General features: G+C 54.0%; 23 protein-coding genes and 1 tRNA gene. 12 read left to right on the top strand and 12 right to left on the bottom strand.

The genetic code is table 11. The annotated features are described in order from the left end of the window. The 3 genes from wecB to BC440_RS05290 all read left to right on the top strand — a co-directional run bounded on the left by wecB (position 1) and on the right by BC440_RS05290 (position 3,213). Positions 1-1,044, top strand: a complete 1,044-nt coding sequence (gene wecB / locus BC440_RS05305; RefSeq protein WP_065701745.1) for a UDP-N-acetylglucosamine 2-epimerase (non-hydrolyzing) — start codon at positions 1-3, stop codon at positions 1,042-1,044. After that, positions 1,041-2,255: a glycosyltransferase gene (locus tag BC440_RS05300; RefSeq protein ID WP_065701744.1), complete on the top strand. Its 1,215-nt coding sequence runs from the start codon at positions 1,041-1,043 to the stop codon at positions 2,253-2,255. The genes wecB and BC440_RS05300 overlap by 4 nt, the downstream gene beginning before the upstream one ends. Before the next feature lie 649 nt (positions 2,256-2,904). Then, positions 2,905-3,213 (top strand): hypothetical protein, encoded by a 309-nt coding sequence (locus BC440_RS05290; RefSeq protein ID WP_065701742.1) that lies wholly within the window; start codon positions 2,905-2,907, stop codon positions 3,211-3,213. A 611-nt stretch (positions 3,214-3,824) separates the two neighbouring features. Here BC440_RS05290 and BC440_RS05285 read toward each other — a convergent pair. Next, a tRNA-Ser gene (locus tag BC440_RS05285) sits at positions 3,825-3,914 on the bottom strand. A gap of 292 nt (positions 3,915-4,206) precedes the next feature. On the opposite strand from BC440_RS05285, the gene rplU reads away from it, so the two are divergent. The 4 genes from rplU to proB all read left to right on the top strand — a co-directional run bounded on the left by rplU (position 4,207) and on the right by proB (position 7,138). After that, entirely contained in the window at positions 4,207-4,518 is a 312-nt protein-coding gene (gene rplU / locus BC440_RS05280) for a 50S ribosomal protein L21 (RefSeq protein WP_007090142.1), read from the top strand. A 30-nt stretch (positions 4,519-4,548) separates the two neighbouring features. Beyond that, on the top strand, positions 4,549-4,809 hold the full coding sequence (gene rpmA / locus BC440_RS05275; RefSeq protein ID WP_007090141.1) for a 50S ribosomal protein L27: 261 nt from the start codon (positions 4,549-4,551) through the stop codon (positions 4,807-4,809). Between the two features lie 179 nt (positions 4,810-4,988). Next, entirely contained in the window at positions 4,989-6,026 is a 1,038-nt protein-coding gene (gene obgE, locus BC440_RS05270; protein ID WP_065701741.1) for a GTPase ObgE, read from the top strand. Beyond that, the gene (proB, locus tag BC440_RS05265) at positions 6,023-7,138 is read left to right on the top strand and encodes a glutamate 5-kinase (protein ID WP_065701740.1); all 1,116 of its coding nucleotides are present in this window, start codon (positions 6,023-6,025) and stop codon (positions 7,136-7,138) included. The genes obgE and proB overlap by 4 nt, the downstream gene beginning before the upstream one ends. A gap of 46 nt (positions 7,139-7,184) precedes the next feature. Here proB and BC440_RS05260 read toward each other — a convergent pair whose 3' ends face one another. The 4 genes from BC440_RS05260 to phaR all read right to left on the bottom strand — a co-directional run bounded on the left by BC440_RS05260 (position 7,185) and on the right by phaR (position 9,734). After that, a complete protein-coding gene (locus BC440_RS05260; RefSeq protein ID WP_065701739.1) occupies positions 7,185-7,823 on the bottom strand; it encodes a hypothetical protein in 639 nt (212 codons plus the stop codon). A 131-nt stretch (positions 7,824-7,954) separates the two neighbouring features. Further along, complete coding sequence (locus BC440_RS05255) at positions 7,955-8,350, bottom strand: helix-turn-helix transcriptional regulator (RefSeq protein ID WP_007090137.1); 396 nt, start codon at positions 8,348-8,350, stop codon at positions 7,955-7,957. A gap of 170 nt (positions 8,351-8,520) precedes the next feature. After that, a complete protein-coding gene (locus BC440_RS05250; protein ID WP_065701738.1) occupies positions 8,521-8,877 on the bottom strand; it encodes a hypothetical protein in 357 nt (118 codons plus the stop codon). 242 nt (positions 8,878-9,119) lie between these two features. Further along, complete coding sequence (gene phaR, locus BC440_RS05245) at positions 9,120-9,734, bottom strand: polyhydroxyalkanoate synthesis repressor PhaR (RefSeq protein WP_062948121.1); 615 nt, start codon at positions 9,732-9,734, stop codon at positions 9,120-9,122. Between the two features lie 323 nt (positions 9,735-10,057). Between phaR and BC440_RS23490 the strand changes: the two genes are divergently transcribed. Together BC440_RS23490 and BC440_RS05240 are read left to right on the top strand one after the other, a co-directional pair. After that, complete coding sequence (locus tag BC440_RS23490) at positions 10,058-10,885, top strand: hypothetical protein (RefSeq protein ID WP_083195714.1); 828 nt, start codon at positions 10,058-10,060, stop codon at positions 10,883-10,885. Continuing rightward, on the top strand, positions 10,866-11,942 hold the full coding sequence (locus BC440_RS05240) for an alpha/beta fold hydrolase (protein WP_083195713.1): 1,077 nt from the start codon (positions 10,866-10,868) through the stop codon (positions 11,940-11,942). Before BC440_RS23490 ends, BC440_RS05240 begins: the two co-directional genes overlap by 20 nt. Before the next feature lie 23 nt (positions 11,943-11,965). On the opposite strand, the gene BC440_RS05235 is transcribed toward BC440_RS05240, so the two are convergent. The 5 genes from BC440_RS05235 to BC440_RS05215 form a co-directional block, all read right to left on the bottom strand. Further along, positions 11,966-12,442, bottom strand: a complete 477-nt coding sequence (locus tag BC440_RS05235) for a hypothetical protein (RefSeq protein ID WP_074624791.1) — start codon at positions 12,440-12,442, stop codon at positions 11,966-11,968. A gap of 13 nt (positions 12,443-12,455) precedes the next feature. Next, entirely contained in the window at positions 12,456-13,184 is a 729-nt protein-coding gene (locus BC440_RS05230) for an amino acid ABC transporter ATP-binding protein (RefSeq protein WP_065702137.1), read from the bottom strand. Positions 13,185-13,386: 202 nt separating this feature from the next. Then, a complete protein-coding gene (locus BC440_RS05225; protein ID WP_083195711.1) occupies positions 13,387-14,430 on the bottom strand; it encodes a transporter substrate-binding domain-containing protein in 1,044 nt (347 codons plus the stop codon). A 22-nt stretch (positions 14,431-14,452) separates the two neighbouring features. Further along, the gene (locus BC440_RS05220) at positions 14,453-15,529 is read right to left on the bottom strand and encodes an amino acid ABC transporter permease (protein ID WP_083195710.1); all 1,077 of its coding nucleotides are present in this window, start codon (positions 15,527-15,529) and stop codon (positions 14,453-14,455) included. 2 nt (positions 15,530-15,531) lie between these two features. Next, positions 15,532-16,668 (bottom strand): ABC transporter permease subunit, encoded by a 1,137-nt coding sequence (locus BC440_RS05215; RefSeq protein WP_065701735.1) that lies wholly within the window; start codon positions 16,666-16,668, stop codon positions 15,532-15,534. A 291-nt stretch (positions 16,669-16,959) separates the two neighbouring features. Here BC440_RS05215 and BC440_RS05210 point away from each other — a divergent pair, with 291 nt between their 5' ends. After that, positions 16,960-17,610 (top strand): GntR family transcriptional regulator, encoded by a 651-nt coding sequence (locus BC440_RS05210; RefSeq protein WP_065701734.1) that lies wholly within the window; start codon positions 16,960-16,962, stop codon positions 17,608-17,610. 11 nt (positions 17,611-17,621) lie between these two features. On the opposite strand, the gene BC440_RS05205 is transcribed toward BC440_RS05210, so the two are convergent. Together BC440_RS05205 and BC440_RS05200 are read right to left on the bottom strand one after the other, a co-directional pair. Continuing rightward, entirely contained in the window at positions 17,622-18,092 is a 471-nt protein-coding gene (locus BC440_RS05205; protein ID WP_175484467.1) for a dual specificity protein phosphatase family protein, read from the bottom strand. 221 nt (positions 18,093-18,313) lie between these two features. Continuing rightward, the gene (locus BC440_RS05200) at positions 18,314-19,345 is read right to left on the bottom strand and encodes a nucleoside recognition domain-containing protein (protein ID WP_223304862.1); all 1,032 of its coding nucleotides are present in this window, start codon (positions 19,343-19,345) and stop codon (positions 18,314-18,316) included. Positions 19,346-19,456: 111 nt separating this feature from the next. On the opposite strand from BC440_RS05200, the gene BC440_RS05195 reads away from it, so the two are divergent. Both BC440_RS05195 and BC440_RS05190 read left to right on the top strand, forming a co-directional pair. Next, complete coding sequence (locus BC440_RS05195) at positions 19,457-19,918, top strand: Lrp/AsnC family transcriptional regulator (protein ID WP_065701731.1); 462 nt, start codon at positions 19,457-19,459, stop codon at positions 19,916-19,918. Between the two features lie 204 nt (positions 19,919-20,122). Then, complete coding sequence (locus tag BC440_RS05190) at positions 20,123-21,295, top strand: acetyl-CoA C-acetyltransferase (protein WP_065701730.1); 1,173 nt, start codon at positions 20,123-20,125, stop codon at positions 21,293-21,295. Positions 21,296-21,514: the final 219 nt, after the last annotated feature.

Raw genomic sequence — 21,514 nt, 5'->3', positions numbered from 1 at the left:
ATGCCAACCAAGGTTGTTACGGTCGTTGGCGCACGCCCTCAGTTTGTAAAGGCTGCAACGATTACCCGTGCCATTGACCAGACGCCTGATGTGCAGGAGGTGATGATACACACCGGCCAGCATTTCGACGCGAATATGTCGGATATTTTCTTCGATGAGCTTGGAATTCCTAAGCCCGCATATTCACTTGACGTCCACGGCGGAAATCACGGTCAAATGACGGGCCGTATGCTCGAAAAGATCGAAACTGTTCTTGTCGAAGAAAAGCCAGATTGGGTTCTGGTTTACGGTGATACGAACTCAACCTTGGCTGGTGCATTGGCAGCTGCAAAGCTACATATTCCAGTTGCTCATGTCGAGGCCGGTCTGCGGTCATTCAATCGTAGAATGCCAGAAGAAGTGAACCGGGTTCTTACAGACCATGTCAGCAATATTCTGTTCTGTCCGACATTTGCTGCGGTCCAAAACTTGACAAATGAAGGCGTAGTCGATCAGGTCCATCATGTTGGCGATGTCATGTATGACGCGACCCGTGACGCAATTGAACGTTTCAATGCGGACCCGAATAGTGCGCTTGTCGCTTCTTTGAAAGGCGTTCCTTACACGCTGTCGACGATACACCGTGCGGAGAATACAGATAGTGCGGAAAGCCTGAGCGAAGTGATTGAATTCCTGCGCGACAACTCCGCTGGAATGAAGATTGTTTTGCCTTTGCATCCAAGAACAAAAGCCGCAGCCGAGCGGTTCGGCGTCTCGCTTGACGGGATTGATATTATCGACCCGGTTGGATATCTGGAGATGGCCGGATTGATTGCCAATTGCACGCAGGTCTTTACAGATTCCGGAGGGTTGCAGAAAGAGGCTTATTTCCACGCCAAACCCTGCGTTACCCTGCGCAGTGAAACCGAGTGGCCCGAAACAATCGAGGCGGGATGGAATCGTTTGTGGAAAGGGCCAGAGGCCGGCCCACGCAAAGAAATTACCGAGTTTGGTGACGGACGTGCAGCGTTTGTCATCGTCGAGAAAATTTTGCGTGCGTCATGAGCTCTTCTTCAATACGCACGCTGCTTCTCTATGCCGAATACACCACTCGGCTTTCTTATTATGACGACTGGACTGAGGCTTTTGAACGAAGCAGCAGATTCGCTGTAACGAAGATCAATATCTGTCAGAAAGGCAACCTGAGCGACTTAAAAAAAGAAGTTTCTGAGGCCGATCTGATTGTTCTACTGCACTCGACTAACGGCGACACCACAATCTATTTGGAGCCGTTTGCAAATGTTCTAGCAGATCGTCGCGGAACACTGGTGAGTTTTGTTGGTAACGAAGTGAACTTGCCCGGTTCTCCAATTGGAGCCAAGCGTGATGTCTTGGCCGTAATCAGACCAGATTTCATCGCGACGCAGCTTCCCCTTGAAGCCGGAGAGTTTCTTTGGGGGGATTTGGTCGAGAACTCGGTGCTGGCTGTTCCACACGCTCTCAATCCGGATGCGTTTTACCCGGTATTGTCGGATGCAGATCGCGCAATCGACATTGGGGTTCGTGCTGTTCGCTATTTGCCTCATCTGGGGGATGGCGAGCGTAATAACTTGCATGACCTATTTTCGTCACCTGAGATGTCAAAAAAGGGGCTGAACGTCAATATCAGCACGGAGCGCTTGAACCGAAAGGGATGGGCGCAGTTTCTCAATAACTGTCGAGGCACCGTCTCAAGTGAAGCTGGGTCCTGGTGGGTGGAACGAGACGACGCGATCATAAACGAAATCCGGACATGGACCGCAGAACGCACCAAGGGTAAGGTTCTGGTTATTCCAAATGACTCTCCGCTTCGAAAAATCGGTCATAAATTGCCGTGGCAGATTAGAGCGTTTTTGAGAAAAGTGCTGAGTTCGGGCATGGTACAGCACGAATCTTCACTTAATGAGCAAATGGAGTTTGGTGAGATTTATTCGACCTTTTTCGAAGGTCGTCCTCGTCCGCCGTTCTATGCTAAATGCATCTCATCAAGGCATTTCGACGCAATCGGAACCCAGACGTGCCAGATACTGGTGAACGGGCGATATAACGATATTCTAAAGGCCGACGAGCATTATATCTCTTTGGCGTCAGACTATTCCAATCTTGATGACGTGCTGGACCGTTTTGGTGATGTAAACTATCGGAGCAACATCGCCAAAAATGCGCACCAATATGTGATGGCCTATCACACGTATGATCATCGAATTGCAGAACTTCTTATTGCTGTAGGATTTTAATAAAAATCTAAAGGTGGGTCATTTTATTGAAAAAAAACACAGCATGGCGTTCTTAAGTAGAGTAGTGCTTCTGTATAGTGCGCTGACAATGTCTGCGGTTCTCGCTGCATTTGTGTATAATTATGATTTTATCCCGTATTTTTCAGAGCAAGATAAAAGTTAATTCAGAAATGACTTCATTTCAGAATATCGTCAAACAAAAGATTATTTGGAAATGGTGTTTGGTGAGGATGTTGAATCTGTTGAATACGTTGTTTTGCCGAATGTCCCGTCTAAGATAAGTTCTATAGAATTTCAAGAAGAAAAGATAGCTCTCAAAGTTGTCGATGGAAGCGTTCGTATTCCCTTGGTCAATGAGCCAGAGGACCACGAATACTCGATTATTGTTTTTTAAATGGTGAATATTTCGAGTTGGTTAGGCAGTCGCAGGGATGGTTGGACGCGACATTTTCTTTTGTTTACCAAGGGGGATATTCGATACTTAGCCGGCGCTCAGTCGGTGTTACTCGCTCTATTGATGTTGACTCGGAGCAAATAGCCTTTGCTGGGGGGGGCTGCAAGCATCGAATATCAACCTACAGGGAATAGTCAGTTTAGAGAGGTGCGGTATGCAACAGGGCTTCTCGAATAATTATGGGAAAAGCCTTTGATGCAGGGGCCAACAACTAAAAGTTATGCATCATTTCTTGATCTTGGATTTGAAGATAAAATGAGCCAGCTTATGAGTGGCGATTTTGTAGTTCTGTGCCAAGGCTTTCGGGACATATTTCTACATGCATCTTTGTTTACTGATGCATTCCAAGCAAGAGCGGTTGAGGCCTACAATTATAGCCCTCAAATTCCAAATTTGATCTCTTATAGCCATTCTACAGTGAAGATTTGGATAGAAGAATTGAAGAGATGGGTCGTTTTCGATCCATGGTTGGCTATTATGGTAACAATGGAGGGGGGGCAATAGGCTCTCAAGAGTTGCAAAGATACTTTGGTCAAGGAAAAAAAACTTTCTGTTCTTGATGTATTGCCTAGAATGCATAAGAAAAAAGATGGAGAGATTGTATATATTGATTTCGATCCAAGTAGTACTAATATGTCGAAATTTGATTTCTCGGAAGAGGGGTGTTCTCCAGGGTATGAGCAATATTTTCAGAATATTGTGATTCGTCAGGTTGTCCTGCTTGAATAATGAGTGATATGTGGTCTTGTCGCTCCTGTGACTCTGTCTCTATCCAATATACGCCATATATTAATCTCCATTGGTTCTTGGCTTTGATCTCAACTGTCAAACGACTCTGCGTCGATTTTCGTCTTTGTAGTGGAATTCGACTGGGTGTGCCTTGAAACCGGATTTTTCAAACGGGAGCAGATACCAGCGACAGTATGTTATAGCAATTACAGTGCTTTACTATGCAGAGTGCTGCCTTGGTTGGTGTAAGGCGTCTCTTTTCCAAGATCCCTTGTGGCGCTTGAATATGTGTTTCTTGAGAGTTCTGGATCGCTTTGGAAGTGTTGTGGGAGGGGGGGGGGTAAGGATTCCCAACAGCTAAATCTTCTCTGGTGCGAACGTGTAAATGGCGGAGAGGGTGGGATTCGAACCCACGGTACTATTGCTAGTACAACGGTTTTCGAGACCGCCCCGTTCGACCACTCCGGCACCTCTCCGCATGTGTGGTCTGGCGTTCGAGGCGCTGTTTAACGATCCTTAAGCCAGAATGCAAGAGGGAAAACGTATTTTCCCCGAACTCTTTTGCCGGTTGGGCCGGGCCGGGTTGGGAAACAAACCTCTGCCATGCGTCCCTGCCATGGCCAAAGCCCGGAAACGGTGCGGTTTGCGGTTGACTCTGGTGGGCGAAAAAGGTATTTCACCCGTCTCTCGCAGCGGTTCGGTTTCAGTTAGCAGCGACACCGAAGCGCGCGTGTGCGTTTCCAGAATGATTTTTCAGGAACTATATCGATGTATGCAATCATCAAAACTGGCGGCAAACAGTATAAAGTTGCTGCCAACGACGTTATCAAAGTCGAAAAGATCGCTGCCCAGGCCGGTGACACCGTGAAACTTGAAGAAGTTCTCATGGTTGCTGGCGACGGTGCGCCGAAGGTTGGTGCTCCGTTGGTCAAAGGGGCTTTTGTGAATGCAGAAGTTCTCGAGCAGACCAAGGGCGACAAGGTGATCGTTTTCAAGAAAAAGCGCCGGCACAACTACCGTCGCAAAAATGGTCATCGCCAGAACCTGACTGTTCTGCGCATCACGGACATCACGGCCTGATCGGCCGGGATGCAGTTTTAGGAGAGTTTCATGGCTCATAAGAAAGCTGGTGGTAGCTCCCGTAACGGTCGCGACTCCGAAGGTCGGCGCCTCGGCGTCAAGAAATTCGGCGGCCAGACGGTTGTTGCAGGTAACATTCTCGTTCGTCAGCGTGGCACCAAGTTCCATGCAGGCGACAATGTTGGCCTGGCCAAAGACCACACCCTGTTTGCGACGGCTGGCGGCAACGTCCAGTTCAAGTCGGGCTTCAAGGGTCGTACCTATGTATGTGTCGTTCCGGCCGAGGCGTAAGCCTCCCGTCGGCTGCGCTCATCCGTAGCAAAGATTTCGAGGGAGGAATGAGCAATCATTCCTCCCTTGTTTTATGTGTTATATGAAAATTTCCCGTGCCGTCGATGCGAGGCGATCTGTTTCGAAATCGCGATCCGGCCGGGCGGAATGATTGACGGGCATCGCCCAAAGGACCGGTTATGAAGTTTCTCGACGAAGCAAAAATCCACGTACGCAGTGGCCGCGGCGGTGCCGGTGCGGTCAGCTTCCGGCGCGAAAAATTCATCGAATATGGCGGGCCTGATGGCGGCGATGGCGGGCGCGGCGGTGACGTGATCGTCGAAGCCGTTGAAAACCTCAACACCCTGATCGATTTCCGTTATCAGCAGCATTTCAAGGCCGAAATCGGCATGCACGGCATGGGGCGCAACCGGACCGGCCGTTCGGGCAACTCGATCACGATCAAGGTCCCGGTCGGAACCCAGATCCTTGAAGAAGACCGCGAAACCCTGATTGTTGATATGCTTGAGCCGGGCCAGACCTTTGTGCTTTGCCGGGGCGGCGATGGCGGCCGGGGCAATACCCATTTCAAATCCTCCACCAACCAGGCACCGCGCCGTGCTGAAGAAGGCTGGCCGAACGAGGAAATGTCGGTCTGGCTGCGTCTGAAGCTGATTGCCGATGCCGGTCTGGTCGGTCTGCCCAATGCGGGTAAATCCACCTTCCTTGCCGCGTCATCCAGCGCGCGTCCGAAAATTGCCGATTATCCCTTCACCACCCTGCATCCGCAGCTGGGCGTGGTTGAGATCGATGATCATGAATTCGTTCTGGCCGATATTCCTGGCCTGATCGAAGGCGCATCCGAGGGCAAGGGCATCGGGACCCGGTTCCTGGGCCATATCGAACGCTGCGAAGTTCTGCTGCATCTGATCGATTGCGCGGACGAGGACCCGGTCGCAACCTATCGCACTGTTCGCGAAGAGCTTGAAAGCTATGCCGACGTCCTCATAGATAAGCCGGAAATCGTCGCCCTTTCCAAGGCCGATCAGCTTCTGCCGGAAATGGTCGAGGAGCAGCGTGAAATCCTTGAAAAAGGGATCGGCAAGAAAGTCTTTATCGTGTCTGGCGCCACCCAGCAGGGGGTCAAGGAAGTTCATCGCGAACTGCGCCGCCACATTGTCGAAGAGCGCGAGCACCGTGCGATGGAGGGCCGCGAAGATGAGGGCTACCAACCGTGAGCCTTGCGGACGCAAAACGCCTGATCATCAAGGTCGGTTCTGCCCTTCTGGTCGATGAAAATACCGGCAAGCTTCGCCGTGCCTGGCTCGAAGCACTTGCCGATGACGTCGCACTTCTGCGCGAACGCGGGGTCGAGGTCATCGTGGTTTCAAGTGGCGCGATCGCCATGGGGCGGCGCTTGCTGGGGCTTGATCACCGCACCATCAGCCTTGCCGATAAGCAGGCCGCCGCCGCCACCGGCCAGATCAGCCTGTCGCAGGTCTGGCAGGAAGCATTGGGTCGTAATGGCCTGATCATGGCGCAGGTTCTTGTGACGCTTGAGGATATGGAAAGCCGTCGCCGTTACCTGAATGCGCGCGGTACGTTAAATGCCCTGTTGGCACGCGGGGCTGTGCCGCTGATCAATGAAAACGATACGGTTGCCACCGAAGAAATCCGCTTTGGCGATAATGATCGCCTCGGTGCCAAGGTTGCCCACATGATTTCGGCCGATACGCTGGTGTTGCTGTCCGATATCGATGGTCTGTATACCGCTGATCCGCGCAAGAACCCGGATGCGACCCTGATCCCGACGGTGCGTGAACTGACACCCGAAATCATGGACATGGCCGGTGCCGCGCCGACGATGTATAGCTCCGGCGGCATGGTGACCAAATTGCAGGCCGCCGAAATCGCGATGAAGGCCGGATGCCGCATGATGATCGCGCGCGGCACCATCTATCATCCGCTAAAGGCGCAGCTCGAAGGCGGGCCACATACCCTGTTTCTGCCAAGTGAAAGCCCGCTTGCGGCACGTCGCCACTGGATCGCAACGTCGCTTTCGGCACGCGGGGCCATCATTGTTGATGGCGGTGCGGCAAAGGCATTGCGGGCAGGCAAAAACCTGCTGGCGGCGGGGATTGCCGGTGTTGATGGCAGCTTCAAGCACGGTGATGCGGTGCGCATCCTTGATGCCGAGGGCACTGAAATCGCGCGTGGCATTACATCCTATTCGGCCGAGGAAACCCGGATGATCAAAGGCCATTCCTCGCAGGAAATCGAAACCGCCTTGGGATATAGCCGTGGCAACGCGGTTATTCATTCCGACGATCTGGTGATTGCCGATCAATAGAGTTCGGTTACAGGATTTGCGACAAAGGGGTAGCCATCGGCTGCCCCTATTTTGCGTCTGGGTGATAGAAGGACTGCATGCGGACGTTTTCCCGGGCGAGGGTGCCGTTTCCGGCAATTACCTGACCCGTCTGAAGGATAATCCCGCTTCCCTGTCCAACCCCCTTTAAAACCGCACCACGTTCATCGGCATTCGGGTGGCGAAATGATCCGCCTGCGCCAAGCTGCACATCGCGGACAATAATACTGCCAAGGATCTGGCTGCCATCACCCAGAACGGATAAGCCTGAAATCTGGATTGACCCGCGATAACGACCGTCTGATCCGATAGTGATCGCCGCACCGGGCTGGCTGGTGGCGACATGAACGCAACCTTCGCCAAACAGATTGCCATTGCCGATCGTGATCGGCCCTGTCTGGGCATCAATCATCGTGTTGCCGTAAAACATATTTCGGCTGCCAATTTCAAGCGTTGCGGGTAAGGTGGCATCAAGCCGGACGGCAGGATGTAAAATATTGTCATGCCCGATCTCGGCATGGATACTGATCAGGGTTGAAAACGGATCGAGGATGACATTGCCGGTCCTTGACAGCGCCATCAGTGCCGACATCGACAGATAGCCAAGTTTGCTGCGTTGCTCGTCGATCAGATCGATCAGGCCGGATTGCGTGATATCGCCTGTCATGCGGTTTGCCCCTGTCTTGGTCTTGCCGTGACGCTATCACAAAAATCGTGCCTGTGATCAGCCACAAAAAAAGGCTGCCATGGAAGGCAGCCTGATTTTTGCAGCAATGCTGAAGATCGCAGTGATCAGGCTTAGGCAGCCTGATCGGCCAGTGCGCGTGCCATCTGGCTCAGCGCTTCCTGGTGTTTTTCGTGCTTGATGCTCGCAAAGTTGCGCGCCAGTTCAAGGCACATGCGCTGACGCGCATTAAGTTCGGTTTCCTGGTTGCCGTCGAGACCTTCATAGAAGTAGCTGACAGGAACGCCCAGGACCTGGGAGATTTCGTAAAGACGACCGGCAGAAATGCGGTTGATGCCGCGCTCGTATTTGTGAGCCTGCTGGTAGGTAACACCGATCAGGTCGGCCATCTGCTGCTGGGACAGACCCAGCATGATGCGACGTTCGCGAATACGCTGACCGACATAACGGTCCGTATCTGTTGCGCGATTAGCGCGTTTCGGTTCTTCGTTTGATACAATCTCAGTCATTGCATATTTTTCCGTTATCAACCGCCAGTTATTTATTCCCACTCGGGACGCTGTCAGGCTTGTTAATTTCGCCTATTAATCACAATCAGGTTGACCCGGTTTGAAGGCCTTCTGCTTGCAAGAAATATCTGAACTTTGGTCAGATAGGAGTCTCAGCGATCCGCCAGAAGCTAGCTATATAGGTCAATTCGCCTGTCGTTGTCTAGTGCGTTAGGCGAAAAAAAGACATGGCTTTCTGAGCCGTAAGGTGTGGAATGACGTGCATAGCTGGCATGCAATTCCTGAATGACCGCAGGTTGCAAAAGGTTTTCCTGAGGTAGGAGCTGGCCCAAAAGCTGCGCCCAAAATGCTGCGCTGCCCCCAGGATCATGGGGTTCAAGCCATGCGCCACCGTTCTGCGCGATTTCCCGTACAGGCGAAACCAGTGCAGTGATATCCATCCCGATCCCGGCAGGGCCGTCTGTTCCACTACTTGCAGCGTCGGGCCTGCGGGCCGGGTGCAAGGGGATCGGTGTGATCGCTGTCATGTCATTTTGCGGTTTTGTGCGTTTAACCCGGGTATTAAACTGGTCTTATGCAAGGGACTCCATTCAAGGGGGCGTAAACCCGGCAAAAATTGCCGCCTTGCGACAGGTGCCGGGCGGTGAAAAACGTTAATGAAAAGTTTATGCAGGAATGATGCCGCGACACACGCAGGCAAAAACAAAAAAGCCCCGGAAAATCCGGAGCTTTCTGCGTGATGCTTTGAAATGAACGGGTTTGGGGCCGTTTACTTGCTGGCTTTGTTGTTGACCAGACTGTTGAGCTGTGCCTGCATGGCTTCGAGCTGGCTTTTCAGGTCATCAAGGGATGCGTCATTTTTTGCCGGTTTGCCGGTCTGGGCTGCATCGGCTTTCCCGTTGGCCTTGTCGGCCTCTTCCTGAAGGAAGGGAGAAAACATCTTCATGGTCTGCTCAAATAGCGCCATGTTCTGCTTGTTCATTTCCTCGAACTGGCCGAACGGGAAAATGCCCTGCATCGTGCCCTGCATATATTCGCGCATCTGTTCCTGATTATGCGCAAACGAACGCATCGCCTGTTCCAGATAGCTCGGTACCAGACCCTGAAGGCTGTCGCCATAGAATCCGATCAATTGGCGCAGGAAGCTGATCGGCAGCAGGTTCTGCCCCTTGTTTTCTTCCTCGACAATAATCTGTGTCAGGACCGGACGGGTGATATCCTCGCCGGTCTTGGCGTCATAAACGACGAAATCGGTATTGTCCTTGACCATCTGCGACAGGTGGTCAAGCGTCACATACGAACTGGTCGCAGTGTTGTAAAGGCGGCGGTTCGCGTATTTCTTGATAACGACGCGATCCTGATCATCTGATTTTTTCGTGGTCATGACGTTATTCCCTGCTTCCCTGTTTCCCGGACGTTTGGCTTGGGCAGTGCGGTATGAAATACCTTGTTTGCGTTTGCACAAATTTGAATGTTGCGCAGCATTTTGAATTTTGCGCCTGCTCAAGCGTGCATAAGAGTGCCGTGTAATTTCCAATGTGTCCAGTGTTCAACGCGATGTGCGCTGCGAAAAACAACCTCTGGTCCCGGTTGCTGCCACGCAGCAATGGATTTCGTTTTCGTGCAGGCCCGAACCCCCTATAGTATTTACCAGCCGCAAGGCGCATGTCATCTGCGTGATCCGTATCAGAACCGGGGGAAGCAACATTGTCCGACATAGGGGCGAAAAAGGATCAGGAGCCCGACGATCTGCCCAATGACAACCTCGAGGATGAACTTGACGATCATCTTGATCATCTGGCCCAGCAGTTCATGGACCTTTGGCGCGAACAGGTTGCCGCAACGGCCGATGGTGCCGACGCGGCAAGCGCCATCGGGCGGCTTTATGCATCGCTCGGGGCTGATACATCGCGGATCGGCGAGGGGTTCGAGGCATGGGGCAAGCTGATCGGACAACTGGCAACGGGGCAGAAACCCGGTGCCTTTCCCGGTGCTGTTCCGGGCGGTTTTCCGGGTATGACAGCGGGTATGATGCCCGAAGCGATCCCGGAAATGATCAAGGGCACGCCGATGGACCCGGCAGCCAACCCGATGGCCGCCATGTTCAATCAGATGTCAAAAATGGCAATACCTGGTTTTCCATCCGGTGGGCCTTTCCCGCCAAATATGGCGACGATGGCCGGAATGACGGGCGCAACCAGCGCCGATGAAACGTCCCATCCGGACGCAGCCGCCAAAGATGCCGATACGGCCAAGGCCGCCGCAGGCAGGATAGACAAGACAGGCCAAAGCAAGAAAACGGGGCAGGGAAAAAATGAGCGCGCAAAACCGACAGCAGACAAACCCGCCGAAAAGGGCAAGCAATCGTCGCGCGGGGCCAAGGCCGCTGGCGATGCATCTGGCGGTCGAGATGACGAGCTGGCTCAGCTCGCGCGCCGCATTGCCGATCTTCAGGAAACAATTTCTGCCCTGGAGGCCGGAACTGCAGGAGCAGGCGAAGAAGCTCCTGAGCGAGATGGAAAACCATCATCCTGACGATATCGCGCAGGCACTTGATCGTGTCGCCTTTGCCAATCAGTCGGCCTTTCATGACGGTGTTCGCGCCTATCAAAAACATGGCTATAAACGCGGGACCGATGATGCGCCCGTACTCTGGGAAGATGGTGCAACCCGCATTCTTGATTACGGTGCGGTCGAAGAAGCCAAGCCCAAAAGCCCGCTTGGTATTGTCGTGCTGGTGCCGTCGCTGGTGAACCGCGGCTATATTCTTGATCTAAACAAAAAAAGAAGCTTCGCACGTTTTCTGGCCAAGGCCGGATATCGGCCGCTTCTGGTCGATTGGGGCTATCCCGGCGAAGAAGAAACCCATTACGGCCTTGATGATTACATCGCCGGTCGTCTGGTCACCGCCCTTCAGGACATCGCCGATATGAATGGCGGGCCGGTGCCGATGATCGGTTATTGCATGGGCGGCGTGCTCACGCTGGCGGCGACCTTGCTTGACCCCGCACAGGTATCGCGTCTGGTGCTATTGGCGACCCCCTGGGATTTCATGGCGGCTGGTCCGACACAGGGGCGCATTGCCGCGGCCTTCGCGCCCTCTTTGCCCCATATGCTGTCGATCCATGACAGCCTGCCGGTCGATGTGCTGCAAAGCCTGTTTGCCAGCCTCGATCCCTTTATGATCGGGGAAAAGTTCCGCCGCTTTGCATCCATCCCGGCCAATTCGGCCAAGGCCGATGATTTCGTCGCGCTTGAAGACTGGCTTAATGATGGTGTGCCGCTGACGCGCCGGGTAGCGATTGATTGCCTGATTGGCTGGTATGTCGAAAACAAACCGGCCAAGGGTGAATGGCAGATCGACGGCATTGATATCAACCCGGCAGATATCAGTTGCCCGACACTTGCCGTCATCCCCGAAAATGACCGGATCGTCCCGCCCGAAAGCGCGCAGGCCCTTTTCGCAGGCTTGCCCGAAGAATTGCGGACGGAATTGCATCCGTCTGCGGGGCATATCGGCATGATGGTCGGATCACGTGCCGAAAAATCGATGTGGGAACCGATGCTCGATTGGCTTGCTCAGGCTGACTGAGTGCAATCTCTTTTGCTGGAATTTTAGGGGCATCGGGGGCGGCCCTCGGGAATGGCGCTGATTTCAAGCTCGGACAGCCGGGCAGGGATCAGTTCACGGAAACGACAAACCAGTTCGTCATAGACGGCCTGCCCGCGGCCCAGCGGATCAACAATATCTGCCGTATGATCAAGCATTCGAACCGGGGGCGGGCAGGAAAATGCATAACCTTCCATGCTGGCCTCGATTGCCTCTGCCTGCCAGGCTTCCATGACAAAAATCACATGGCTGCTTTCAAGGATTTCGCGTGAAAGACCCCGGCTCGTGTGATTGCCGGCAATGCCGATCTGGCGCAGCGCAAATTCTGATTCCGGGGTGATGGCATCACCTTCGCGGGCATGAATTCCGGCGGAATGCGGGGTAATTGGCAATTTGTGCTGCCGGGCATATTGGCGTGCAATGGCGGCCGCCATCGGGGACCGGCATGTATTGCCGGTGCAGACGAATAAAATTGTCGTCATATAAAGCGACTTTCTAGTGACTGAATACCTTGGCCAGAAAGGCCTTGCTGCGTTCGGATTGCGGCGCATCGAAAAACGCATCTGGTGTGGCGGTTTCAACAATCTCGCCCTGATCCATGAACACCATCCGGTCGGCGACCCGGCGTGCGAAGCCCATTTCATGGGTGACGCAAATCATCGTGATATTTTCGCGTGCAAGGTCGACCATGACATCAAGGACCTCTTTGATCATTTCCGGATCAAGGGCGGATGTCGGTTCGTCAAACAGCATGATTTTCGGGCTGATGCATAACGTGCGCGCAATTGCTGCACGTTGTTGTTGCCCGCCCGAAAGCTGATGGGGGTATTTGTGCGCCTGGGTTGTGATATTGACCCGTTCAAGATACCGAAACGCTGTTTCTTCCGCCTGTTTGCGGGGTGTCTTATGCACCCACATCGGCGCAAGAACGCAGTTTTCCAGAATGGTCAGGTGCGGATACAGATTGAATTGCTGGAAAACCATGCCCGTCGATTTACGAATTTTCGCAAGCGACCTGCCATCTTCCGAAATCCGGTTTCCGGCAATTTCGATCCTGCCGGCCTGATGGCTTTCCAATCCGTTCATGCAGCGGATCAGGGTTGATTTTCCCGATCCCGACGGCCCGCAAATCACCATCCGTTCGCCTTCGGCAATGTCGAGTGAGATGTCTTTAAGTGCCTGAAACTCGCCGAACCATTTGTTCATGTTCCGGATGTGGATCATGCTGGCGCGGTGCGGGTTCGGGCTTGTTGTTGCTACGTTCACGGTTTCCATCCCTGTTCTTCGGGGGCGGATGTCGCCCTGCCGTCCGATAGTGTGGCGGCTTCAAAGGCCGGTTTTGAATTTCTGAAGAATGGGGCCGACTTGCTCACAGACCACAGGTGCGTGCGGGCTGTCTTCATTGGTCGGCCCCGTTCCGGGGTGCTTAGCGGATCGGATCGGGATAAAGCAGGCCGCCATCACGGCTAAGCGCATTTACCGTTCCGGTTCGTTCCATGCCAAAGGTGGTCTTGGTGCCAAGGTGGCGTTCATATACTTCGCCGTAATTGCCAACCTGTTTGATCACCTGATAGCTCCAGTCAGCCGGAAGACCGATCTGCTGGGCCATCTCGCCGGCTGCGGAATCTGTAGCCAGAAGGCGCACAACCCCTTGGGGCTGATTTGCAAGATCGGCCATGATGGCATCGACATTTTCCGACGTAATGTCCATTTCCTCGGCATTCAGCATGACCTGAAAAGCCCAGTAAATGGCGGTTTCAAGTGTCGCGTCGGGGCGTGTCAGAATGGTCAGCGGCTCATTGGAAATCACTTCGGGCAGGATGGTGAAATCATCGGGATTTTCCGCAAGCAACCGGTCGGAACTCAATGCCGTGCGGTCACTGGCCAGAACATCGCATTTCCCGGAGAAGAATGCCTGCAAGCGTGCCGTTTTGTCGGCAATGTTCTCAACGCGGTACTCGATATTGCGATCACCAAACCAGTCGGCAATGTTTAAAAGCGTGGTGGAGCCTTCCTCGGCACAGACCGTCGCACCGGTCAGTTCGGATGCACCGGTAACGCCCAGCTTTTTCGGCACCATAAAGCCCTGACCGTCATAGAAGGTCGTCGCGACAAACCGCATGCCCGGATTGGCATCGCGTGTGCCGGTGCGGGTGATGCTGCGCGATGCCATGTGGGCACCTTCGGCAACGATTGTTTTCATGCTGTCGGAAAAACCGATCCCGCGAATGTCGGCTTTCTTGGCATCGCCCAGAATGGCCGCCGCCGCCATGCGGCAGAAATCGGTATTGAAACCCTGATAAACACCCTGACTGTCCGGAACCGAAAAGCCCGGCGAGTTGGTATTGACCAGACAGACAAGGCTGTTATCCGCCTTGATCTGATCCATCACGGGTCCAGCCTGAACCTGTGTGGTCAGACCGGCGAGTACTGCAAACGCAGCAGGCAAGGAAAAACGTACTTTCATCATTTGGCTCCCTGTTAAAATGCCGTTACGAAGTTCTTCTCTCCAACCATCTGCTATAGGAAGAAAGGCACCAGCAGGTTGCCAGGAACCACGCTCCTACAAACAAATACGCTTCCAGCCCGTAGCGCTGCCAGACAGGGTCGCTGAATGACATTTTCGCGGTGGCCATGATGTCGTGAATGCCGATGATGACGACGAGCGACGTGTCCTTGTAAGCGCCAAGGACCGTGTTCAGAATTCCGGGCATCGCAATCTTGAGAGCCTGCGGAAGAATGACCAGTCGGGTCTTTTGCAGCCAGGCCAAGCCCTGGCTGTCGGCGGCTTCATACTGCCCGATTGGTACGGTCTGCAAACCACCGCGGACGGACTCGGCAAAATAGGCGGAATGGAAAATCACCAATGCGATCATGGTCGTGATCAGCGGATTGAGCGTGATGTCGTCGGGCATCATAAGCGGCAGAACAAACAGCCCGAGAAACAGCACCATGATCATCGGAACGCCGCGTACCAGTTCGATCCACAGAACGGCAATTGCCCGAATGGCTGGCAATTGGTCCTGATGTCTGGCAAGGGCCAGTGCAACGCCCAGCGGAAAGGCAAAGACCAGCCCGAAAATCGCCAGCATCAACAATACCGGCAGGCCGTTCCAGCGTTCTGGCTGAATATATTCCAAGCCCGGCACGCCACCACGCATCAAAACGGTAAACCCGACGGCAAGGCAGATCCAAAGCCATGCCAGACGCCTGTCCTGCCAGCGCGGTACCATCGAAACAACAACCCCTGCTATCAGCAGCAAGCTGGCAATCAGTGGACGCCACTGGTGTTCCCACGGATAAGTGCCAAACAAGATAAGCCGGTGCTTTTCGACAAGAAACGGCCAGCACGCTCCGGTAGCCTCCGCACAGGCGGCCTGATCCCCCCACGGGGTAACCGCCTCAAGAAACAGCCAGTCAACCGCGACCCGGCCAAAGGCGATAATCATCGCAATCAGGATCAGGGTCAGCACGCTGTCGCGCACGGTTCCGAACAATCTTTTGCGCCATATGGTCACAGGGCTGATGATCGGGGCGGTAACGTTTCCGGTCCGGAGAGTTTGTTCCATGATCAGGTCCTCACCATCTGGCCGCGCGCGTTATAAATGTTGACCAGCCACGAAACGATCAGACAGATGCCAAGGTAAACACCCATGGACACCGTCATCAGTTCGATTGGACGGAATGTCTGGTTGATTGATGTCGTCATCACCGACACCAGATCGGAATAACCGACCGCGAGCGCGATCGAGGTGTTCTTGGTGATGTTCAGATACTGGTTGCCCATTGATGGCACGGCAGCCCGGACCGCCTGCGGCAGAATGACCAGTCGCGTCATCTGGGCAAAACTCAGTCCAGATGCTCGTGCGGCTTCGAATTGCCCGATCGGGACCGATTGAACGGCACCGCGCACAAGTTCCGCGACCTGCCCACCGTGATAGATCGAAAGTGCCAGCACCAGCACAAGGAACTGAACTGAAATCCGTCCGCCCCCGGCAAAATCGAACCCCTTGAGAACCGGCCACGACAGGGGATACTCAATCAGGCCCGTCGTCGCAGGTACTGCGATCATCGCCAGAATGAAAATCGAAACTGGCCAGATAACCGGATACCGGATGCCAGTTCGTTCCTGTATCTGACGGGCAATGCGGCCAAGTATAAAAAGGGCCGCAGGCCAGATCGCCAGCATGGCAATAACCCAATAAAGCCCGATGCCCTGTTCAATAACCGGGAAATAAACCGCCCGGTTCGAAATCTGGACAAGACCGAAAAATGACCAGCTTTCGCGCACGATCGGAAGTGCGGTTACCATCGCCAGATAAAGCGCAAGAAGGATCAGAAGCTTGGGCAGGTTGCGCGTGATCTCGATGTAAAACCCGGCAACCCGTTCTCCCAGATAATGGCCGCTTGTTCGTAAAATCCCCATCAGCACGCCGATCACGGTCGCGCCGATTATGCAGCACAATGCAAGGGTCAATGTATTGAGAACGCCAGCAAGGATTACGCTGCCATAGCTGCTGGTCGATGAAACCGGCAAAAGGCTTTCGCTGATATCGAAACCGGCCTGCCCCGACAGGAAGTCGAATGACAGAACGATGTTCGATTTCGCCAGGTTCGCCTCGATGTTGCTGGCCAGTACATATCCCAGCCAGACGAGGATACCGACGACAAGCAATTGCCAGAAGAACTGTGACCTTGGAAGACGCATGCGTATCACCCATTCCCTGATTTGAGTGTCTTGTGCATTGCAGCTAGTATGCTTGTATACAGCTATACAGTAAATGATATTTATATGACAGAGAGGTAAACAAGGGTGGGGAAGCGCAAATGGTTCCCGTTTAATCGCAGTTATCAGCGGTTCTCAGGTCGAAATATGAAATCTTGCCATTGCTATTATAGGTGCATACATGTACACCATTCTTCATTGGGTGGGCCATGATCGGTTGCGAATTTGCCGTTTTCACAATGCGACTCCGGCCCGAACACAAGAACAGAGCGCATGACATCCACACAGAAATCCAGCGTTGATATTATTTACGAAGCCATCCGTGAACGCATTTGTCTGGGTGTCTATGAAAGCGGCGCGGTCCTGTATGAAGGGGAACTTGGCAAGGAGTTCGAGGTCAGCCGCACGCCGATCCGTCAGGTGCTCCAGCGTCTTGCCTACGAAAAACTCGCGGTGGTCAAGGTCGGTGTCGGTACCACGGTGCAGGATCAGCCATTGGAAACCCAACGTCAGGGGTTGCAGATCCGTTCGGGAATCTATCGCATCATTGATGATCTTGGCATTACCGCAACGCCCCAGGATATCGAGGCGTCGATTGCCCCGCTTTATTATCGGGTATCGCGTCTTTCGGCCGATGCAGAGCGTGAAAAATTCTGGAGCGTGCTACGCGATGTCCATCTTCTGACAGCAGGTCTGATTGCGGATGACGTCTTGAAACGTACCGACGACATGCTGTTTTATCGCACCGTGCCGGGGCTTGTGCATCAGTCGGCACGCTTCCCTGATCTTGCGACCAAGCTGATCCGGACCGAATTTGAAAAGCTGATCGGCCCGATTGAAAAAGGCGACTTTCAGGCGTATTTCTGCCTGCGCGCCGAAACCTTGCTAAGCTTTTGCGCGTTGCTTGACGCTGCGGAAAGCTGAACGGTCAGGTTTTACAGGGTAGGCCGGGATAACAGAAAGTCCAACTGTACGCTGCTTTCTATCGATTCACCGCTTATCCTCTTTACGGTCTCTATCGCAGTGTCTGGTGCCATTCCCCGCTCGATCAGCAAAAGGGCGGCGATGGTGCCGCTTCGGCCATAGCCCGCAAGGCATTGCAACGCAATCCCGTCCCCGGCATCAAGGCATGCCTGCAATTGCGGCGACACATTTCGCCAGGCGCTCAAAAAATTCCCGTCCGGCTTTGCATAATCTTCTATCGGAAGGTGATGGCTTTTGATGTCCTGCCGTGCGACCAGATCGCGAATATCGCCGGTTTCCTCCGGCCCGATCTCGGATAGCGTGGTCAGACACACATAATGACGCACATGAAGCTGTTTCAGCTCTTTCAGGGCTGCCTGACAACGGCCAAAATCCATCGCCAGATGACCGCTTTCGTCAATATCGTATCCGGGGACTGCCATCTGGATGATCCCGGTGTTCTGGCCATTCGTCACAGGTAAAATGGCGCGGATATACATGTCCTGACACATCAATCCCGAACTTGACCCCGCTTGACCCTGACAGAAATTCAATCCTGCTCACTCTACACGCGCCATAGTCGCGGGCAAGCCTTGTCACTGTGACATTTCAGATATTCTGCGGCTTACAGAGGGGGATCAAGGATGCCAAGGCCGGGTTTCGTTCAGGAACTGGCAGAATCCGTTGCCAGTTGTTCCGGTTCCCGCTGCCAACGCAGTGTCAGGCGCGCAAGGGCGGCAATGATCAGCAATGTCAGGATCACCCGCCCGACCAGAACGATCCAGATATCCGCACCAAGGGCCAGCATGATTGCCGTATCCTCGATCAGGGAATGCGACAGCGACAACCACGCAAGCGATAAGAACAGGGTGCGCGGCGGGAAGTTCTTTTTGCGCGCCTCGTCAATGATCAGCGCCCCGCCATAAGTCAGGCCCAGCAACACACCAATGGTCGTTACCGGGGCGACGTCGCGCGATAATCCCGAAATCCGCAGGATCGGCATCATGCCACGCGTGATGCGCTCGGTAATGCCGGTTTTATCAAGGATATCGAGCAACACCAGCAAGCCGACAATCACGCCAAAGGTCACAACAAGCGATTTTATCGTCTGGATGGTCCATTCGACCCAGCCATCCATACCGGTGGCGACCACAGTCGTCTCGCCGCCCGCCATCCAAGAAAAATCAACCGGCTCGGAAAGCCATCCGGTGGTGTTGCTGATCCATGTCACCAGTGCGGCGTAGAACACCGCCGCGCCAAGCCGAAGGGCCGTGGTTGCAATCAGGCTGGCCCCGGCGCGTTTGACAATCGCCTGTTCGACTGGAAGCCCATGGGCAAACAGCATCATCGCGCAAAGCGCGCTTAGCTGGGCGGCTGTCATATCAAGATGGGCGGATAACCCGATAAACGCCCCGACCGCGCCATACATGCTGACCAGCGCACATGTTGCCCAGATCAGACCGGCTTCGGGCGGTAATCCGATCAGGCTCATGATGGGGGACAGCAGGTCGGATGCAAAGGCAACCGCGCCGAATTCATCGGCAATTCGCACAATGATCATGACGGGTAACATGACCTTGATCAGGGTGATGAACAAACGCTGGCTGCGGTTTAGCAAATTCAGGAAATAGCGATGCATGGGGCGCGAGGTTCCGGGCTTCTTGGGTGGTACGAAGGGCATATGTGGGGCAGTCATTTAACGATGCGCATCCTCGCACAGTCGATATATTATTGTGCGGCGAAATCACGTGTTTCCGTGCAATAATAAAGCGTACTTTTATCATGCCGCGCTTCGGAGTTGCAGATATTGGCCGATCTTGACCGTATCGATACCAAAATACTTGGGATATTGCAGAACAACGCGGATATCGCGAATGCAACGCTTGCCGATCATGTTGGCCTGTCACCATCGGCCTGCTTGCGCCGTGTTGCCAAGCTGCGCGAGGCTGGCGTCATTCGCAAAACCGTGGCGGTGATTGATCCCGCGCTGGTCGGGCGGCCATTAACTGCGGTGATCAATCTGGAATTTCATCGCCATGGCAACCGCTACCGGCAGGACTTCATCAAAAAAGTCCGCACCCTTGAAGCCGTTCGGCAATGCTACCTTGTCACTGGCGAGGTCACCGGTGTTCTGGTCCTGCATATGCGCGACATGGCGGAATATACCGCCCTATGCGAAACCCTGTTTGACGCGGACGACAACATCGTCTGGTACCGCACCTATATCGCGACAGAGATATTAAAGGATGAAGTCGGGGTTGCGTTATAGCCGTTTCAGGCAAACTATGAGGATAACGATCTGCGCGGATTTGCCCGGCCCATACACCCGGAAACAAAACTGTCCGAAAGTGGTGCGTATCAATGCTTGGCTTTTTGTTGCGTCGCGATAAGATCGTAGGTGGATTGCAGGTCCGATCATCAGGATCGTAAAGGTCCGGGGAAAAACGTATTCAAGATATAATCGGAGGGTTTCATGACAGACGTCGTAATTGTGGGTGCCGCACGCACACCGATCGGCGCTTTTAGCGGTTCGCTGGCCAATACCCCAGCACACGAGCTTGGCGCTGTTGCCATCAAGGCGGCTCTGGAACGTTCCGGTGTCGAGGCGGATGCCGTAAACGAGGTTATTTTCGGTCAGGTCCTGACCGGCGGGGCCGGACAGAATCCGGCACGGCAGGCGGCAATCGCCGCTGGCATCCCCGATACTGCCACCGCCTTTGTCATCAACCAGGTCTGTGGATCGGGCCTTCGCACCGTTGCCCTTGCTGCCCAGCAGATCATGGCGGGTGACGCCAAAATCGTCGTTGCCGGTGGTCAGGAAAACATGTCCATGTCGCCGCACGTCGCCAATCTGCGTGCCGGTCACAAGATGGGCGATGTCAAATTCATCGACAGCATGATCAAGGATGGCCTGTGGTGTGCCTTCAATGGCTATCACATGGGCAACACCGCGGAAAACATCGCCACTAAATGGCAGATCACCCGCGAAGAACAGGATGCCTTCGCGACCGCGTCACAAAACAAGGCCGAAGCCGCCCAGAAATCCGGCCGCTTCAATGATGAAATCGCCCCCGTCACCCTTTCTTCGCGCAAGGGCGATGTGGTCTTTGATGCCGATGAATATCCGCGTCATGGTGCCAGCCTCGAAGGTATGGCGAAACTCCGCCCGGCCTTTGATAAGGAAGGCACGGTAACCGCCGGTAACGCATCGGGCATCAATGACGGGGCCGCTGCCCTGATTGTCATGTCGGCTGACGAGGCCGCTAAACGCGGCCTGACTCCGCTTGCTACGATCAAAAGCTGGGCGACCGCCGGGGTTGATCCGGCTGTTATGGGCTCCGGCCCGATCCCGGCATCGCGCAAGGCACTTGAAAAAGCCGGTTGGTCGGTTGGTGATCTTGACCTGATCGAAGCCAACGAAGCCTTTGCCGCACAGGCAATTGCGGTGAACCGTGACATGGGCTGGGATACCGACAAGGTTAACGTCAATGGCGGGGCCATTGCCCTTGGCCATCCGATTGGCGCATCGGGCGCACGTGTCTTTACCACCCTGCTGTACGAAATGCAGAAACGCGATGCCAAAAAGGGCCTTGCGACATTGTGCATTGGCGGCGGCATGGGGGTCGCACTGTGCGTCGAACGCTGATTGCTTCGAACCATCTGATTGGATGAAACGTGCAGGGCGGCCTCCTTTGGGGGCTGCCCTGTTTGTTTATCCCCTCGGGCGCAGATGAAATTCGACCAGAGTTTACGCATTTTACGTGACATGGATGATGGGTGGGAAATAAAGTTACGTTTATAATTGGTTTTGTGGATTAAAATTTCGCATATCGTAGAAGGGCAAACTACGGGATACCGATACATG

This window comes from Thalassospira sp. MIT1004, assembly GCF_001858545.1.
Taxonomy (GTDB): Bacteria; Pseudomonadota; Alphaproteobacteria; order Rhodospirillales; family Thalassospiraceae; genus Thalassospira; species Thalassospira xiamenensis.
This window is presented reverse-complemented; position numbering and strand designations above follow the sequence as displayed.

What these genes read in the sequence shown, in the direction of transcription:
- BC440_RS05255 (WP_007090137.1), bottom strand. Translation starts at nt 8,350, where the DNA reads ATGACTGAGATTGTATCAAACGAAGAACCGAAACGCGCTAATCGCGCA.
- BC440_RS05220 (WP_083195710.1), bottom strand. Translation starts at nt 15,529, where the DNA reads ATGGAACAAACTCTCCGGACCGGAAACGTTACCGCCCCGATCATCAGC.
- phaR (WP_062948121.1), bottom strand. Translation starts at nt 9,734, where the DNA reads ATGACCACGAAAAAATCAGATGATCAGGATCGCGTCGTTATCAAGAAA.
- obgE (WP_065701741.1), top strand. Translation starts at nt 4,989, where the DNA reads ATGAAGTTTCTCGACGAAGCAAAAATCCACGTACGCAGTGGCCGCGGC.
- BC440_RS05210 (WP_065701734.1), top strand. Translation starts at nt 16,960, where the DNA reads ATGACATCCACACAGAAATCCAGCGTTGATATTATTTACGAAGCCATC.
- BC440_RS05290 (WP_065701742.1), top strand. Translation starts at nt 2,905, where the DNA reads ATGCAGGGGCCAACAACTAAAAGTTATGCATCATTTCTTGATCTTGGA.
- BC440_RS05235 (WP_074624791.1), bottom strand. Translation starts at nt 12,442, where the DNA reads ATGACGACAATTTTATTCGTCTGCACCGGCAATACATGCCGGTCCCCG.
- BC440_RS05230 (WP_065702137.1), bottom strand. Translation starts at nt 13,184, where the DNA reads ATGATCCACATCCGGAACATGAACAAATGGTTCGGCGAGTTTCAGGCA.
- BC440_RS05240 (WP_083195713.1), top strand. Translation starts at nt 10,866, where the DNA reads ATGGAAAACCATCATCCTGACGATATCGCGCAGGCACTTGATCGTGTC.
- BC440_RS05260 (WP_065701739.1), bottom strand. Translation starts at nt 7,823, where the DNA reads ATGACAGGCGATATCACGCAATCCGGCCTGATCGATCTGATCGACGAG.
- BC440_RS05205 (WP_175484467.1), bottom strand. Translation starts at nt 18,092, where the DNA reads ATGGCAGTCCCCGGATACGATATTGACGAAAGCGGTCATCTGGCGATG.
- BC440_RS05225 (WP_083195711.1), bottom strand. Translation starts at nt 14,430, where the DNA reads ATGATGAAAGTACGTTTTTCCTTGCCTGCTGCGTTTGCAGTACTCGCC.
- BC440_RS05190 (WP_065701730.1), top strand. Translation starts at nt 20,123, where the DNA reads ATGACAGACGTCGTAATTGTGGGTGCCGCACGCACACCGATCGGCGCT.
- rplU (WP_007090142.1), top strand. Translation starts at nt 4,207, where the DNA reads ATGTATGCAATCATCAAAACTGGCGGCAAACAGTATAAAGTTGCTGCC.
- BC440_RS05215 (WP_065701735.1), bottom strand. Translation starts at nt 16,668, where the DNA reads ATGCGTCTTCCAAGGTCACAGTTCTTCTGGCAATTGCTTGTCGTCGGT.
- BC440_RS05300 (WP_065701744.1), top strand. Translation starts at nt 1,041, where the DNA reads ATGAGCTCTTCTTCAATACGCACGCTGCTTCTCTATGCCGAATACACC.
- rpmA (WP_007090141.1), top strand. Translation starts at nt 4,549, where the DNA reads ATGGCTCATAAGAAAGCTGGTGGTAGCTCCCGTAACGGTCGCGACTCC.
- BC440_RS05200 (WP_223304862.1), bottom strand. Translation starts at nt 19,345, where the DNA reads ATGACTGCCCCACATATGCCCTTCGTACCACCCAAGAAGCCCGGAACC.
- wecB (WP_065701745.1), top strand. Translation starts at nt 1, where the DNA reads ATGCCAACCAAGGTTGTTACGGTCGTTGGCGCACGCCCTCAGTTTGTA.
- BC440_RS05250 (WP_065701738.1), bottom strand. Translation starts at nt 8,877, where the DNA reads ATGACAGCGATCACACCGATCCCCTTGCACCCGGCCCGCAGGCCCGAC.